This is a genomic window from Streptomyces sp. KL109B (genome assembly GCF_030766935.1).
Classification (GTDB): Bacteria; Actinomycetota; Actinomycetes; order Streptomycetales; family Streptomycetaceae; genus Streptomyces.
The window spans coordinates 63514-78211 of sequence record NZ_JASERL010000015.1 but is presented as its reverse complement, the minus strand read 5'-3'; the positions used below and the strand labels follow the sequence as shown (position 1 = coordinate 78211).

At 72.1% G+C, this 14698-nt stretch carries 14 protein-coding genes; 4 read left to right on the top strand and 10 right to left on the bottom strand.

Annotation, left to right across the window (positions count from 1 at the left end; translation table 11 throughout):
• The 4 genes from RBJ65_RS36380 to RBJ65_RS36365 are packed head-to-tail and all read right to left on the bottom strand — an operon-like array spanning position 1 to position 4163.
• Positions 1 to 999, bottom strand: coding sequence for an amidohydrolase family protein (locus RBJ65_RS36380; RefSeq protein ID WP_306319822.1), 999 nt, complete (start codon positions 997 to 999; stop codon positions 1 to 3).
• Positions 996 to 2132, bottom strand: coding sequence for an FAD-dependent oxidoreductase (locus RBJ65_RS36375; RefSeq protein ID WP_306319823.1), 1137 nt, complete (start codon positions 2130 to 2132; stop codon positions 996 to 998). The genes RBJ65_RS36380 and RBJ65_RS36375 overlap by 4 nt, the downstream gene beginning before the upstream one ends.
• Before the next feature lie 37 nt (positions 2133 to 2169).
• Positions 2170 to 3162 carry a cyclase family protein gene (locus tag RBJ65_RS36370; RefSeq protein ID WP_306319824.1) on the bottom strand — a complete coding sequence of 331 codons (993 nt, stop codon included), beginning with the start codon at positions 3160 to 3162 and terminating at the stop codon, positions 2170 to 2172.
• Entirely contained in the window at positions 3159 to 4163 is a 1005-nt protein-coding gene (locus RBJ65_RS36365) for a fumarylacetoacetate hydrolase family protein (RefSeq protein ID WP_306319825.1), read from the bottom strand. Before RBJ65_RS36365 ends, RBJ65_RS36370 begins: the two co-directional genes overlap by 4 nt.
• Before the next feature lie 137 nt (positions 4164 to 4300).
• On the opposite strand from RBJ65_RS36365, the gene RBJ65_RS36360 reads away from it, so the two are divergent.
• The 4 genes from RBJ65_RS36360 (at position 4301) to RBJ65_RS36345 (ending at position 8286) form a co-directional block, all read left to right on the top strand.
• Complete coding sequence (locus RBJ65_RS36360) at positions 4301 to 5206, top strand: LysR family transcriptional regulator (RefSeq protein WP_306319826.1); 906 nt, start codon at positions 4301 to 4303, stop codon at positions 5204 to 5206.
• A gap of 33 nt (positions 5207 to 5239) precedes the next feature.
• Positions 5240 to 6034 (top strand): IclR family transcriptional regulator, encoded by a 795-nt coding sequence (locus RBJ65_RS36355; protein ID WP_306319827.1) that lies wholly within the window; start codon positions 5240 to 5242, stop codon positions 6032 to 6034.
• A gap of 84 nt (positions 6035 to 6118) precedes the next feature.
• The gene (locus RBJ65_RS36350) at positions 6119 to 7045 is read left to right on the top strand and encodes a PDR/VanB family oxidoreductase (protein ID WP_306319828.1); all 927 of its coding nucleotides are present in this window, start codon (positions 6119 to 6121) and stop codon (positions 7043 to 7045) included.
• A gap of 35 nt (positions 7046 to 7080) precedes the next feature.
• Positions 7081 to 8286, top strand: coding sequence for a cytochrome P450 (locus RBJ65_RS36345; RefSeq protein ID WP_306319829.1), 1206 nt, complete (start codon positions 7081 to 7083; stop codon positions 8284 to 8286).
• Between the two features lie 14 nt (positions 8287 to 8300).
• Here RBJ65_RS36345 and mnhG read toward each other — a convergent pair whose 3' ends face one another.
• From mnhG to RBJ65_RS36315, 6 genes are read right to left on the bottom strand one after another with little or no spacing between them, the layout of a single operon-like run.
• On the bottom strand, positions 8301 to 8645 hold the full coding sequence (gene mnhG, locus RBJ65_RS36340; protein ID WP_306319830.1) for a monovalent cation/H(+) antiporter subunit G: 345 nt from the start codon (positions 8643 to 8645) through the stop codon (positions 8301 to 8303).
• The gene (locus tag RBJ65_RS36335; protein WP_306319831.1) at positions 8642 to 8998 is read right to left on the bottom strand and encodes a monovalent cation/H+ antiporter complex subunit F; all 357 of its coding nucleotides are present in this window, start codon (positions 8996 to 8998) and stop codon (positions 8642 to 8644) included. Before RBJ65_RS36335 ends, mnhG begins: the two co-directional genes overlap by 4 nt.
• Positions 8995 to 9576 carry a Na+/H+ antiporter subunit E gene (locus tag RBJ65_RS36330; protein ID WP_306319832.1) on the bottom strand — a complete coding sequence of 194 codons (582 nt, stop codon included), beginning with the start codon at positions 9574 to 9576 and terminating at the stop codon, positions 8995 to 8997. The genes RBJ65_RS36335 and RBJ65_RS36330 overlap by 4 nt, the downstream gene beginning before the upstream one ends.
• Complete coding sequence (locus tag RBJ65_RS36325) at positions 9573 to 11195, bottom strand: Na+/H+ antiporter subunit D (protein WP_306319833.1); 1623 nt, start codon at positions 11193 to 11195, stop codon at positions 9573 to 9575. Before RBJ65_RS36325 ends, RBJ65_RS36330 begins: the two co-directional genes overlap by 4 nt.
• Positions 11192 to 11776, bottom strand: a complete 585-nt coding sequence (locus RBJ65_RS36320) for a Na(+)/H(+) antiporter subunit C (RefSeq protein ID WP_306319834.1) — start codon at positions 11774 to 11776, stop codon at positions 11192 to 11194. The genes RBJ65_RS36325 and RBJ65_RS36320 overlap by 4 nt, the downstream gene beginning before the upstream one ends.
• Complete coding sequence (locus RBJ65_RS36315) at positions 11773 to 14673, bottom strand: Na+/H+ antiporter subunit A (RefSeq protein ID WP_306319835.1); 2901 nt, start codon at positions 14671 to 14673, stop codon at positions 11773 to 11775. Before RBJ65_RS36315 ends, RBJ65_RS36320 begins: the two co-directional genes overlap by 4 nt.
• Positions 14674 to 14698 lie beyond the last annotated feature (25 nt).

Here is a 14698-nt window from a genome sequence, read left to right as displayed (position 1 = left end):
TCAGTCCTTCCGGAGGAGGGCGGCCGCGGTGCCGCCCCGGACGGCGTCGAGGTCGGCGGCGGGCAGCCCGGCGGCGCGCAGGTCGCCGAGCGGGTCCGCGCTGCCCATGTCGAAGGGGAAGTCGGAGCCGAGCAGCACCCGGTCGGCTCCGGCCACGCGCACCAACTCCCGTAGTGCGTACGGGTCGTGGACGAGCGAGTCGAAGTAGAGGCGCCGCAGATAGCTGCTCGGCGCGTGCGCGCACGCCTGGGCGTCGGTGCGGGCGCGCCACGCGTGGTCGGCGCGGCCGATGTGGGTCGGCAGATAGCCGCCGCCGTGCGCCGCGACGATCCGCAGGCCGGGGTGGCGGTCGAGGACGCCGGAGAAGATGAGGTGGGAGAGCGCCACCGCGTTCTCGGTCGGCTGGCCCACGCTGTTGGACAGGTACCACTGGTCGAGCCGCTCGTCGAGCGTGCAGCCGAACGGGTGCAGGAACAGCAGCGCACCCGTCTCGGCGGCCCGCGCCCACAGCGGTTCGTACGCGGGGTCGGAGAGCTCGCGACCGGGCGCGTGGCTGGACAGCTCGACGCCCAGCAGCCCCGAGTCCAGCGCGTGGTCGAGTGCATCGACGGCCAGACCTGGGTGTTGAAGCGGCACAAGTCCCAGTCCAAACAGGCGTGTTGGGGCCTGCGTGCAGTGCGCCGCCACCGCCTCGTGGGCGAGCCGGTACACCTTCTCCGCGGTCTCGGCGTCGGCCCAGTAGTGGTAGTGCGAGGGCGACGGGCTCACCAGCTGGACGTCCACGCCCTGCTCGTCCATGGCCGCGAGGCGCGCGGTGACGTCCGTGAGCCGGGCGAACCGCTCGCGGATCATCGCGCCACTGACGGTGAGCGCGTCCGGGCCGTTGCGCCGCGCGTCCAGCTCCCTCGCCGCCTCCAACCCCGGTAGTCCGGCGACCAGTTGCTCGATCTCCGGCAGCAGGACGTGGGCGTGCACGTCGATGGTGGGGGTCGTGGTCACGGCAGCTCCCGCAGCATGGTCATCGTGCGGCCCATGAGGCCCGGCACGTCGGCGTCGCGGACTCCGTCGAGCTGCCACTGGCCGATCTGGACGGACGCCTCGACGACCGGCCGTACGCGGGCGATACGCCGCTCGTAGTACGCCTGCAGCAGCGCGTCGTCCCAGGTGTCGGTGGCGGTGAGCAGCTGGGCGAGCACCCAGGCGTCCTCCATGGAGAGGGCCGCGCCCTGGGCGAGGGTCGGGGGACAGCAGTGCGCCGCGTCGCCGACGAGCACCACACGGCCGCGGTGCCACGAGCCCTCCACCAACATGCGGTCGAACCACGTGTAGTTGACCTGCGTCGGGTCGGTGATGTGCGAGGTGATCTCCGGCCAGTGCCCGCCGTAGGCCGACGCGAGGCGGCGCATCTCGGCCGCGTACGCGTCTGCCGGAATCGTCGCGCGGTCGCGCTTGTCCTCGACGACGTACGCGTAGATCGTGGACTCGCTCGTCGGACAGTAGCCGGCGATGTAGGCGGGGCCGCCGTACGCGAGGTCGGTGCGGGTGAGACCGGCCGGGCGCGGGACGGCGACGCGCCAGATGGCCATGCCGGTGGGCTCCGGCCGGTCCGTGATGCCGACGGCGGCGCGGGTGGTGGAGCCGAGGCCGTCGGCCGCGATGACGAGGTCGTAGCGGGCTTCGGTGCCGTCGGTGAAGCGGACGGTGACACCTGCCCCGTCGACGGACTGCTGGAAGGACTCGGCGCGGACGCCGAGGCGGACGGTGGCGCCGCTCGCGCGGACCGCGTCGATCAGGATGGCCTGCAACCGGGGGCGTTGCATGCCGACGGTGGCCGGCAGGTCGTCGCCGCCCGTGCGCAGGTCCTCGGAGACGTGCAGGACGGTGCCGTCGGGGGCGGTGATCCCGACCGCGTCGAAGCCGTACCCGGACTTCTCGACCCGGTCCCACACACCCAGCTCGCGCAGCACGCGCAGCGCGTTGCCCTGGAGGGTGATGCCGGATCCGGCGGTGGCGTTCCAGTCGTCCTTCGCCTCGACGAGGTCGACCGCGACCCCGGCGCGGCGCAGCAGGATCGTCGCGGCGTTGCCGGCCGCGCCACCGCCGATGACGAGGACGGTACGGGGGGTGCTCATGCGGGGAACTCCTCTGTTCCACAAGGTGGTTGACGGGTCACTTGACGGCAATCGGGTTGACCGGCGAGCCCACCGCGCCGGTGATCGGCAGGGGAGCGGCGGTCAGCCAGAAGTCGTACGCGCCGTCACGCGCGCAGTCGTCGGCGAGCGCGTCCAGGTCCCACATCTCGCCGATCAGCAGCCCCATGTTGGGGATCGCGACCTGGTGCAGCGGCTGGAAGGCGTGCTCGAACTCGTTCGGCCGCACCTCGAAGCCCCAGGTGTCCGTGGCGATCGCCGCGATCTCCGTGCGGTGCAGCCAGCCCGCCGTGCCGAACGACAGGCCGGGCGCGGGGCCGCCCGCGTACTCGCCCCAGCCCTCGCGGCGCGCGCGGGCGAGACGTCCGGTGCGCACGACCACGATGTCGCCGCGGCCGACCGACACACCATGGGCCTCGGCGGTGGCGGCCAGGTGGTCCTCGGTGATGGCGAAACCGTCGGGCAGCTCCCCGTCCGCACCGCCGCCCCGGTCGCCGACGTCCTGGCCGCCGACGACCCGGCCGACGTCGAGGAGCACGCCGCGACCGGCCACGTACGGCGCCATGTGCTCGATGCCGGTCACCAGATCGCCCTCGGAGGTGACGGTGCGGGCGGCGTCCCGGCCGTTCCACGCCTTGCCGTGGTCGAAGATGTGGCCGAGCCCGTCCCACTGCGTCGAGCACTGCAGCGGCATCGCGATCACGTCGTCGGCGCCGCCCATGCCGTGCGGGAAGCCCTGGTTGGCGAGGGCGGCGTCGGTGCCGGTGTCGAGCATGGTGTGCACCGGGTTCGTGCGGCGCCGCCAGCCCTTCTGCGGCCCGTCCATGTCGAAGCTCTGCGCCAGGGAGAAGCTGACGCCGCGCCGCACCAGCGCCGCGCCCTCCCGGCGCTTGGCCTCGTCGAGGAAGTTGAGCGTGCCCAGCACGTCGTCCTCGCCCCAACGCCCCCAGTTCGAGTACGACTTGGCGGCCTCGGCGATCGCGCCCTCGGGGTCGTGCCGGTCCAGGGTCACCGGGCCACCTCCGCGACGCAGCGGGTGCGCTGCGCGCCGAGCCCGGTGACGGACGCGTCCATGACGTCGCCGTCCCGCAGCAGCCTGCCCCAGTGCATGCCGTTCCCGGCCGGGGAGCCGGTCAACACCACGTCACCCGGCAGGAGTTGGGCCGTCTGCGACGCGTACGACACGATCCGCGCGACCGAGAAGATCATGTCCTTCGTCGACTCGTCCTGCATCGCCTCGCCGTTGAGCTTCAACGTGACCTGGAGATCGGACGTGTCACCGACGGAGGGCGCCGGGACGATCCACGGCCCGAGCGGCGTGAACCCCGGCGCGTTCTTGCTGCGCATCCAGTCCGTGCCGATCTGCGGCATGTCGCGGCGGAACACCGTGGCACGGTCGGTGAGGTCGTTGGCGATCGTGTACCCGGCGACGTACTCCAGCGCCTCCTCGACCGACACCCGGTGCGCGGGCCGGCCGATGACCGCCGCCAACTCCAGCTCCCAGTCCGGCTTCTCGGCCCACGCGGGCAGCACCACGTCGTCGTACGGGCCGGTGACGGCGCTCGGCAGGCCGATGAACACGTACGGCAGGTCGTCGGCGGCCCGGCGGTCCATGATGTCCGCCGCCTCGGCGCGCCGCTCCTCCTCCGGACGCTCGTCGCCCGGGGCCCGGTGCGCGACGTGCAGGTCGATGACGTGCTGCCGGTAGTTGGCACCCGACTGCACCACCTGGCGCGGCGCGACCGGAGCGTGCACCCGGAACGAGTCGACGGACGGAGCGTCCGCCGGGGCCGCGTCGGCAAGGCCCGCGAGCCGGGGCTCCAACTCCGGCCACCGGTCAAGGACTTCGAGCATCGTGAGGCGGGCGTCGCCGAGCGCGGCACGCAGGTCCACCACGGCGCCGTCGGCGCGGACGAGGGCGGGGAAGGCGGGGTGGCCGGTGCCGGACAAGGTCGCGAGGGCGTACGGGCCGGCGAACAACGGGGAAGCCGCTTCGGCTGCTTCGGGTTTCACAGGTGTGTCCTCCAGATGGCGTCGTGACTAATCTGGCCCCTGCACCCCCGATCAGGGAAATAGATTGTGTGGATGTGGAACATCCATGGGACGAATATCCTTGAGCCGTCGCCGCCGACCAGCCGCTAGGAACACCCGTGAACCTGTCCCGCCTCGACCTCAACCTCGTCGTCGCCCTCCGCGCCCTGCTGGAAGAGCGCAACGTGACACGGGCCGGTCACCGCGTCGGGCTCAGCCAGCCCGCCATGAGCGCGGCCCTGTCCCGGCTGCGCCGCCACTTCGGAGACGAACTGCTCGCCCGCAACGGCGGCCAGTACGAACTCACCGCGCTCGGCAAGGTGCTGCTTGAGCGCACCTCGACCGCGTACGACCTCCTGGAGCGCCTCTTCAGCAGCCAGGCCGCCTTCGACCCGGCCACCGAGAGCCGCACGTTCACGCTGCTCGCGTCCGACTACGCCGTGGCCGTCTTCGGCGCCGCCCTCGCCCGCCGCATCCACACCGAGGCGCCGAACGTCCGGCTCCGCTTCACCGGGACTCCGCCCACCGTCGTCGAGGACCTCGGCGTGCTGCTCAGCACCACCGACGGACTGCTGATGCCGCACGGCGTCGTCAGTGACATGCCGCAGACCGACCTGTTCCACGACGAGTGGGTGTTCCTCGTGGCCGAGAGCAACGAGCGGGTCGGCGAGCGGCTCGCCCTGGAGGACCTGTCCCGGCTGCCCTGGGTCACGTACCAGCGGACCTACGACGCCCCCGCCGTACGCCAGTTGGGGATGCTCGGCATCGAGCCGCGCGTCGAGGTGTCCGTGGACAACTTCGCGATGCTGCCCTTCCTCGTCGCGGGCACCGACCGCATCGCCCTCGTGCAGCGCCGCCTCGCCGCACTCCTGCACTCGTCGGCGCCGGTCCGGGTCCTGGCGCCGCCCTACGAATCGGTGCCGCTGCGCGAAGCCCTGTGGTGGCATCCCGTGCACACCCACGACCCGACACACCTGTGGCTCAGGGAGCTGGCCGAGGAGGTCGGCGCGGAACTCACCCCTTGACCCGCTGCCACGGCGTACGCCGATGATGGCCGGGTGAGGACACAGAGCGGCGAATCGGTACTGTCCAGGGCCGTCCGGATCTTCGAGGCGTTCACGCCCGACGAACCGGCCCTGACGGTGTCGGCGATCGCCCGGCGCACCGGCCTGCACGTGGCCACGGCGTCCCGCCTGGTCGCCGAGCTGGTGGCGCACGGCTTCCTCGCCCGGGACACCGGCCGCCGGGTGCGGATCGGGCTTCGCATGTGGGAGCTGGTGACACGGGCCTCGCCCGCCCTGTCGCTGCGGGACACCGCGATGCCGTTCATGGAAGGTGTGCACGACGTCGTCGGCCACCATGTGCAACTGGGCGTACTCGACGGCGACGAGGTGCTGTTCCTGGAACGGCTGAGCGCGCCCGGCGGTGTCATCAACTACACCCGGATCGCCGGCCGACTGTCCCTGAACGCGTCCTCCGGCGGGCTTGTACTCCTCGCCCACGGCCCCGCCGAACTGCGCGAGCGGGTGTGCGCCGAACCCCTCCACCGGTACACCGCGCACACCCCCGCCACGGCGGCGCGGCTGCGCGCCCTGCTCGCCGACATCCGCAGGCAGGGCTTCGCGTACTGCCCCGGATACCTCCACCCCGACGCGCTCGGCATCGCCGCGCCGGTGCGCGACGGACACGGCGACGTGTGCGCGACGCTGTCCGTCATCGTGCCGAACGAGGAAGGCGCGACGGCCGTCGTGCCCGTGGTGCGCACCGCCGCACGCGGCATCTCCCGTGCGCTGGCGGCGCGTTCGGCCCCGGCCCCGGCTCCGTCCCTCACCGATTCGTCTCTCACTGATTGAGAAAGGCCTCGAAGGCGCCTTCGCCCGCCCCGCATCCTTCCTGGACATCCAACGACGGGAGGCGACAGCGTGGTCGGGACCGGCATGGTGACAGGCAAGGAAGAGGTGGCCGAGGGCGTCGTGTCCCTCACCCTCGCGGACCCGGACGGAGCCCGGCTCCCGGACTGGACACCCGGCGCACACATCGACCTGGTCCTCCCGGACGGCACGGTGCGCCAGTACTCCCTGTGCGGCGACCGCTGGGACGCGCACACCTACCGCATCGCCGTCCTGCGCGAACCGGACGGCAGGGGCGGCTCCGCGTACGTGCACGACCGGCTGCGGGTCGGGGACCGGGTCGGGATCGGCGGGCCGCGCAACAACTTCCCGCTCGCCCCCTCGAATCGATACCTCTTCATCGCCGGAGGCATCGGCATCACCCCGCTCCTGCCGATGCTCCACCAGGCCGAACTCCTGGGCGTGGAATGGCAGTTGCTGTACGGCGGCCGGACCCGGTCGTCGATGGCCTTCCGCGACGAGCTCCTCGCCTCGTACGGCGAGCGCGTGCACATCGTGCCCCAGGACGAGCGGGGGCTGCTCGACCTGGACGCGTGGCTGGGACCGCCGCCCGAGGGCGCCAAGGTGTACTGCTGCGGGCCCGCGCCGCTGCTCGCCGCCGTGGCGCAGTCCGGAGCGGGATTGGGCCCGCACGCGCTGCGCACCGAACGGTTCAGCGCCGCCGAGCGGGGCGCACCCGTGCGGGACACCGCCTTCGAGGTGGAACTGCGGCGCAGCGCGCGGACCGTGCGCGTGACCCCCGATGTGTCGGTCCTGGAAGCCGTGCGCGGGGCCGGCGTCGAAGTCGTGTCGTCCTGCGAGGAGGGCACCTGCGGGACGTGTCTGACTCCGGTGCTCGACGGCGAGCCCGACCACATGGACTCGCTCCTCAGCGACCACCAACGGGCCGCCCACGACTGCATGTTGGTGTGCGTCTCCCGGTCCTGCGGGGACCGGCTCGTACTGGACCTGTGAGCTCGTACCGGATCCGTGAGACAGGAGTGTGTGACATGACCGAGGTGACCGCCGCGCCGCCCGTCGACGACATCGACCCGTTCGCCCTGGAACACCTGCTGAACCCCGAACCCCTGCACCGGAAGCTGCGCGCGGCCGGACCCGTCGTGCGCCTCGCGCGCTACGACGTGCACGCCCTCGCCCGCTACGAGCAGGTGCGTGCCGCGCTCATCGACTGGCAGCGCTTCGAGTCCGGCTCCGGAGTCGGACTCGCCAACTTCCGCCACGAGGAACCCTGGCGCAAGCCCAGCGTGCTCCTCGAGGCCGACCCGCCCCTGCACGACGCCCCACGCCGCGTGCTCCGCGACATCCTCGCCCCGCCCGCCCTGCGCCGACTGCGCGACCTGTGGGCGAGGGCGGCGGACGAACTGGTCGACCAAGTCCTCGCCGAAGGAACCGAGTTCGACGCCTTCACGGAGCTGGCCGGAGCCTTCCCGCTGCGCGTGTTCCCCGATGCCGTGGGGCTCGGCCCCGACGGGCGCGAGAACCTGCTGCCCTACGGGAACATGGCCTTCAACGCCTTCGGCCCCCGCAACGAACTCGTCGCCGCCGACGCGGACCGGGCCGCCGAACTCGGCGCGTGGGTCGGCGCCCAGTGCGCCCGCGAGGCCCTCGCCGACACCGGCTTCGGCGCGGACATCTGGGCGGCCGCCGACCGCGGAGACCTCACGTACGAGCAGGCCCCACTCGTCGTACGCTCCCTGCTCACCGCCGGAGTCGACACCACCGTGCACGGCCTCGCCGCCTGCCTCTACGCGTTCTCCACCCATCCCGAGGAATGGCAACGGCTGCGCGCACGGCCGGAGTTGGCGCGCGTCGCCTTCGAGGAGGCGATCCGCTGGCAGTCACCCGTGCAGACCTTCTTCCGCACCGCGACGACCGATGTCACCATCGCGGGCGCCGTGATCCCCGAAGGCACGAAGATCCTCATGTTCCTCGGCTCCGCGAACCACGACCCGGACCGCTGGACCGCCCCCGAGCGCTTCGACCTCGCCCGGGACCCGTCCGGGCACGTCGGTTTCGGCATGGGCCTGCACCAGTGCGTCGGGCAGCACGTGGCCCGACTGGAAGCGGAGGCGCTGCTCACGGCGCTCGCCCGAAGGGTCGACTCGTTCGAGCCGACGGGCGAGCCCCGGCGGCACGCCAACAACACGCTGCGGTCGTGGGAATCCCTGCCGCTGCGGGTCCGCCCCGCCGCCTGACAGGGCGGGCGGTGTCACTGCTTGCGCGCCGAGGCCAACTCGTCCGTGAGCAGCGCCGCCTCGCCGACCTGACCCGTGCGGTACGCGGCCCGCGCCACCAGGTGCGCCGCTACCGCGCTGGTCAGGAGCTGGAAGAAGGCGACGAGGGCGAGCGTTCCCAGGTCGACCGCCGAGCGCAGCCGCAGTGCGACGCCCGCGACGAGCAGCAGCATGCCGAGGGTCTGCGGGTTGGTCGCGGCGTGGCTGCGGGTCAGCACGTCCGGGAGCCGCAGCATGCCGATGACGCCGGTCAGGCAGACCGCGGCGCCTGCGAAGAGGAGGGCGGATCCGGCGAGATCGGTGACGGTGTGCCAGTTCACGGGCGCTCCTTGGTGTCTTGGCCCGGCGTCGTGCCCCGGCCCTTCCTGAGGGAGACGGCGCCGGGCCGCGTCCGTACCCCTGGCCGGTCGCGCGCCGCGATGAAGCGGGCGATGGCCACCGAGCTCGTAAAACCGAGGAAGGCGATCACCAGCATGATCGAAAGGTAGTAACTGGTCCTGGTGATGGCGGCGTTGATGCCGATCCCGGCGATGATGAGCACCGCCGCGATGTCCACGGACACCGCCCGGTCCAGCATCGAGGGGCCGCGCCAGATCCGCACCAGGAGCAGCGCGCCCGCCAGGACGATGAGCACCAGCGCGCCGTTGAGCAGGATGTCGTCGGCGAGTTTCACGCCTCTGGCCCCTTTCCTTCCGGGAGTTCGTCGGTCGCGGCCTGCGCGAGCCGGTCGATCTCCTCGCGGGTGCCGAAGGCCCGTACGACGAGGTTCTCCAGGCGCCGTACGTCGACGCGGGCGCGCTCCACGGCCTTCGGGTCGTCGGCGTGCGAGACGTGCAGGAACAGGGTGGCGGTGGCGCCGTTGACCTCGACGAGCGCGCCGCCGGGCACGCTGGACACGGCCACGGAGGTCGCCGCGATCATCAGGTCGGTGCGGCAGCGCAGCGGCACCGCGATCACGGCCGACGGCCCCGGCCTGGCGCGCAGCGTCTGCCAGGTCACGGTGACCGTCGACGAGGTCATGTCGTACAGCAGGTAACCGGCGAGCCGCACGATGCCGATCGGCCGCAGGCGCAGGTCGAGTTCGACGGCCGGCAGCGGGAAGACCAGGCACAGCGCGATCGCGACGACCACGCCACTGATGGCGTTGCCCCAGGTCAGGCCCGACCACAGCAGCATCCAGATGACGGTGAGCCAGGCGATGAGCGGCAGGTCGATGCGGCGCCAACGCGCCTTGGGGCGGGAGGCGTTCACGGGGCGAGCACCGCCTCGACGTAGGGCGTACGGGAGAGGAGTTCGGCGGCCGAGCGGTCCGCGAGGCCGGTGAGCGGGGTGGCGAGGAGCGTGTACGAGAGGCCGAGCAGGACGGCGGCGGCCGTCGCCGCCGTCATGACACGGGGGATGCGGGTGGTAGTGCGTACGCACACGGCGGTGGCCGTCGACGTGCCACCACCTCCACCAGCCCCGCCACCCCCGCCGCCTCCGGCGTCATCGGGCGCCGAGTCCGGATCGTCGCTCTCCTCCAACACATCGCCCTCCTCGGCGGGCTGGGTCGCAGCCGCACGCCAGAACACCAGGTTCCACACCTTCGCCATCACGTACAGCGTCAGCAGACTCGTCACGGCCGCCGCCGCGAGCAGCGTGTACGACCAGGCCCCGCCGTCCGCCGCACCCGCGCGCATCAGGCCCAGCTTCCCGAGGAACCCGGACAGCGGTGGGATCCCGGCGAGGTTCATGGCGGGCACGAACCACAGCGCGGCGAGCAGCGGCGCCGAGCGCATGGTGCCGCCGAGTCGGGTCAACTCCGTTGTCCCGTACCGCTTTTCGAGCAGCCCCGCCGCCAGGAACAGTGTCGTCTGTACGGTGATGTGGTGGGCGGTGTAGACAATGGCGCCGCCGATGCCGCCCCGGCTGCCGAGCGCGAGTCCGTACAGCATGAAGCCGATGTGGCTGACGAGCGTGAACGAAAGGAGCCGCTTCAGGTCGGTCTGCGCGACCGCACCCAGAATCCCGATGATCATCGAGAGGAAGGCGACCGCCATCAGCGCGCCCGAGAGCCTGTTGCCCGGGAAGAACAACGTGTCCGCACGGATCATCGAGTACACACCCACCTTGGTGAGCAGCCCCGCGAACACGGCCGTCACCGGCGCCGGAGCCGTCGGATACGAGTCCGGCAGCCACGCCGCGACGGGGAACGCCGCCGCCTTCACCCCGAACACCGTGAGCAGCAGCACATCCGCCAAGGTCCTTACGCCCAGCGGGAGTTCGGGCATCCGCTGGGCGAGCTGCGCGAAGTTCACCGTGCCCACCGCCGCGTAGCACACGGCGATTCCGCAGAGGAACACCAGCGAGGAGACGAGCGAGACGACGACATACGTCGAGCCCGCCCGCACACGTGGCTCGGTGGCGCCCACCGTGAGCAGCACGAAGCTGGCCATCAGCATGATCTCGAAGCCGACGTACAGGTTGACGAGGTCGCCCGCGAGGAAGGTGAGGGACACCCCCGCGACCAGGACCAGGTACGCCGGGTGGAAGACGGCGATCGGCGCGCTCTCCTCGCGGTCCGCCATGCCCTGGCTCATCGCGTAGATCAGCACGATGAACGTGACGGCGCCGGACACCAGGAGCATCAGCGCCGCGAGCCGGTCGGCGACGAGGGTGACACCGAGCGGCGGCCCGAAGTCCCCGAGGTGCACGACGAGCGGGCCCGTGCGGTCGGCCGCCACGAGCAGGATCACATCGACCGCGACGACCGCCGCGAGCACCCCGACCGTGATGAGCCGGTGCAGCCAGCGCAGGCGCGGCCCGATGAACAGGGTGAGCCCGCACACCACGAGGGGCAGCACGACGGGCAGTGGGACGAGGGAGTTCACCGGGTCTCCTCCGGGCGGGACGTGGCGGGCTCGGCGACGGTGGGCGGTGGCGGGTCCGCGCCGAGCACGTCGTCCCACAGGTCGCCGTCCGCGTCCCGCGCGCGGGCCTGGTACGCACGCTCGGCGCGCAGCCTGCGCCGCTGGTCTCGGCGCTCGTCGCGCCAGGCGCTCGGGCCCTCGCCGCGATGGATCTCGCGCAGCTCGGCCCGCTCCGCGGAGATCTCCGCGCGCAGCACCACGCGCCGGTCCGCGACGTCGTCCGGCACGAAGTCCGAACCGGTCAACTGGCTGCTGCGGTACGCCATCGCGAGCACGAACGCCGTCGTGGCGAGGGTGATGACGACGGCGGTGAGGATGATGGCCTGCGGCAGCGGATCCGTCACGCGGGCCCGCTCGACCCCCGGGTACAGCAGCGGAGGGAACCCGGCCGCGCCCGTCGAGGCGAGCACCAGCAGATTGACGCCGTTGCCGCACACGATGATGCCGACCAGGACCCGGGTGAGGCTGCGGGTGTGGATGAGGATGCCGCCCGCGGTGGTCAGGACGACCGCGCAGATCAGCAGGGTGAGACTGACGGTCACGAGCTCTGCGCCTCCCCGGCGAGCGCGAGCCTCGCCCTGTACTCGGTCTGCTGGTCGATCTTCGAGCCGAGCGCCCGTACGACATCCAGGACCACCCCGAGGACCAGCAGATACACCCCGAGGTCGAAGACGACGGCGGTGCTCGCGTGCCAGTCGCCGATCAGTGGCAGGTGCCCGTGCCAGGTCCAGCCGTGCAGCACCGTGCCGTCGGCGAGCCCGACGAGCGCGACCGACGTCGACAGGGTGAGCCCGAGCCCGGTGAAGAAGCCCGGATGGACGGGGGCGGCGGCCAGCAACTCGTGCCGCCCGCCCGCCAGATAACGGATCGTCAGCGCGACCCCGGCGACGAGCCCGCCGACGAAACCGCCGCCCGGCAGGTTCTCCGCGCACAGCAGCAGATACACGGACAGCATCAGGATCGGATGGAAGACGAGCCGGGCCACCACCTCGAAGACCACCGAGCGGTGCTCGGGCGCGAGCGTGTCACCGGCCACCAGCCAGCTCCGCTCGGGCGCGCCCTGCCGGTACTTGGCGGGCACCTGGAGCCGCGACGTCGCGAGCGACCACGCGGTCACCCCGCCCGGCAGCCGGGACGGTGACGCCGCGGCCGAGGCCCGGCCCTGTCGGCGGTGCACGTACAGCAGGCTCGTCACACCGAGGACGGCGACCGCGAGGACGGCGGACTCGCCCATGGTGTCCCAGGCCCTGAAGTCCACGAGGATCGTCGCGACGACGTCCTTGAGGCCGTGGTGCGCGGTCTCCTCGGTCATCGCGGCGCCCGCGGGCTCCGCCGTGCGCGCGCCCGTCGCCAGCCACACCGCGCACGCCACCGCGACACTGCTGCCGAGCGCGAGCAGCATGCTGACACCCCACCGCCAGGTCCGCTGCGTGTCACCGAAGAACACCGGAAGCCGCCGCAGCACGAGGACCAGCACCACGGTCGACACCGTCTCCACGCCGAACTGCGTGAGCGCCAGGTCGGGCGCGCCCTGAACGACGTACAACAGCGCGGTCCCGTACCCGGTCAGCCCTGCGAGGACCGCCGCCTTCATGCGCCGCTGGACGACGAGACACATCAGGGCGCAGGCACACGTCAGCGCGCCGACGGCGGCCTGCATCGGGTCGTCCCACAGGCGCGGGGCCGGGGTGTCCTGCCAGGGCCGGTCGGTGGCGAGCACCGCGACAAGGCCGACGAACATGACACCGAGCACGGTCGCCACGTAGGAGGGCAGCGACCCCTTCTGTACGGTGCCCGTGATCTGCAGCGCCGACCGCTCCAGGCCGAGCACGGACCGCCCGAACACCTCGTCCGCCTTCGGCCAGGCGAACCGCCGTCCAAGGCGCACCACCGGCTCCCGCGCCACGAACAGCACGGCGCCGCCCGCCCACGCGAGCAGCGACAGCCAGAACGCCGTCCCGAAGCCGTGCCAGAGCGCCAAGTGGTAAGGATGCGCGGGGAGTTCGTACTGATCCGCGTACCGCTCGAAGAGCGTCGACAGCCGGCCGATGCCGGGGCCGAGGACGAGGCAGCCGAGCGCGAGCAGCGCGGGCGACGCGAGGAACGTGACACCGACCCGGTGCACGGAGGTGTCCGGGGCGCCCGGCTTGCGCGCGAACGCACCCCACAGGAAACGCAGTGTGTACGCGGTGGTGAGCGCGGACCCCGCGACGACACAGGCGAGCACCCAGCGCTCGGCCACACTCCCGTGCAGCAGCGCGTCGAACGCCGCCTCCTTCGCCGCGAACCCGAGCAGCGGCGGCAGCGCCGCCATCGACGCACCCGCCACGACGGCCACCGCACACACCCACGGAAGTCTTCGCCCCACCCCCGAGAGCCTGCGCAGATCGCGGGTGCCGGTGGCGTGGTCGACGATCCCCGTGACGAGGAACAGTGGCGCCTTGAACAGGGCGTGACCGAGGATCATCGCAATGGTGCCGAGCGCCGCGTTGTACGTTCCCGCGCCCGCGAGCACCACGAGGAAGCCCAACTGGCTGACGGTGCCGTAGGCGAGCACCAGCTTGAGGTCGTTGAGGCGCAGCGCACGCCAGCCGCCGAGCAGCATCGTGACCGTGCCCAGCGTCAGCACCACCGGCCGCCAGGGCGCGACATCGGCGAAGGCGGGGGCGAGCCGCGCCACCAGGTACACACCCGCCTTCACCATCGCGGCGGCGTGCAGATAGGCGCTGACCGGGGTGGGCGCCGCCATCGCGTTCGGCAGCCACATGCTGAGCGGCCACACCGCCGACTTGGCGAGCGCCCCGCACAGGATGAGGACGAGCGCCGCCGACAGGGTGCCGCTCGCGGCGGGCGGCGACTCCAGGATCCGCGAGATCCGGTACGTACCCGCCAGTTGACCCAGCATCAGAAAGCCGACGAACATCGCGAGCCCGCCGACCGAGGTCACCGTCAGCGCCTGGAGGGCGCACCGGCGGCTGGCCCGCTTCTCGCTGTCGTAGCCGATGAGGAGGAACGACAGGACGGTGGTGAGCTCCCAGAAGAGATAGAGACTCATGAGGTCGTCGGCGAGGACGAGCCCCAGCATCGCGCCCGCGAACGCGAGGAGGTTCCCGCCGAACGCCCCCAACTGCCGCGCCCCGCCCTCGAAGTAGCGCACGCAGTAGAGCAGTACGAGCGCCCCGATACCGGCGGCCAGCAGCACCATGACCAGCGACAGGGCGTCGAGCCGGAACGCGATCTCGACGTCGTAGTCCTTGATCCACCACCACGCCTCTTCGCTCGGCCGCCCCGTGCTCACCGCGCCCCACTCGGAGAGCGCCCAGCCGAGCGCGGCGGCGGGTGGCAGCGCGAGCAGCACGAACCCGCGGGGCCCGGCCCGGCGGATCAGCGGGGCGGCGCAGAGGGCGACGACGAAGTGGGCGAGGACCAGTGCGGTCATACACGATACATATCGGGTGAAAAGG

What these genes read in the sequence shown, in the direction of transcription:
- RBJ65_RS36345 (WP_306319829.1), top strand. Translation starts at nt 7,081, where the DNA reads ATGACCGAGGTGACCGCCGCGCCGCCCGTCGACGACATCGACCCGTTC.
- RBJ65_RS36375 (WP_306319823.1), bottom strand. Translation starts at nt 2,132, where the DNA reads ATGAGCACCCCCCGTACCGTCCTCGTCATCGGCGGTGGCGCGGCCGGC.
- RBJ65_RS36350 (WP_306319828.1), top strand. Translation starts at nt 6,119, where the DNA reads ATGGTGACAGGCAAGGAAGAGGTGGCCGAGGGCGTCGTGTCCCTCACC.
- RBJ65_RS36315 (WP_306319835.1), bottom strand. Translation starts at nt 14,673, where the DNA reads ATGACCGCACTGGTCCTCGCCCACTTCGTCGTCGCCCTCTGCGCCGCC.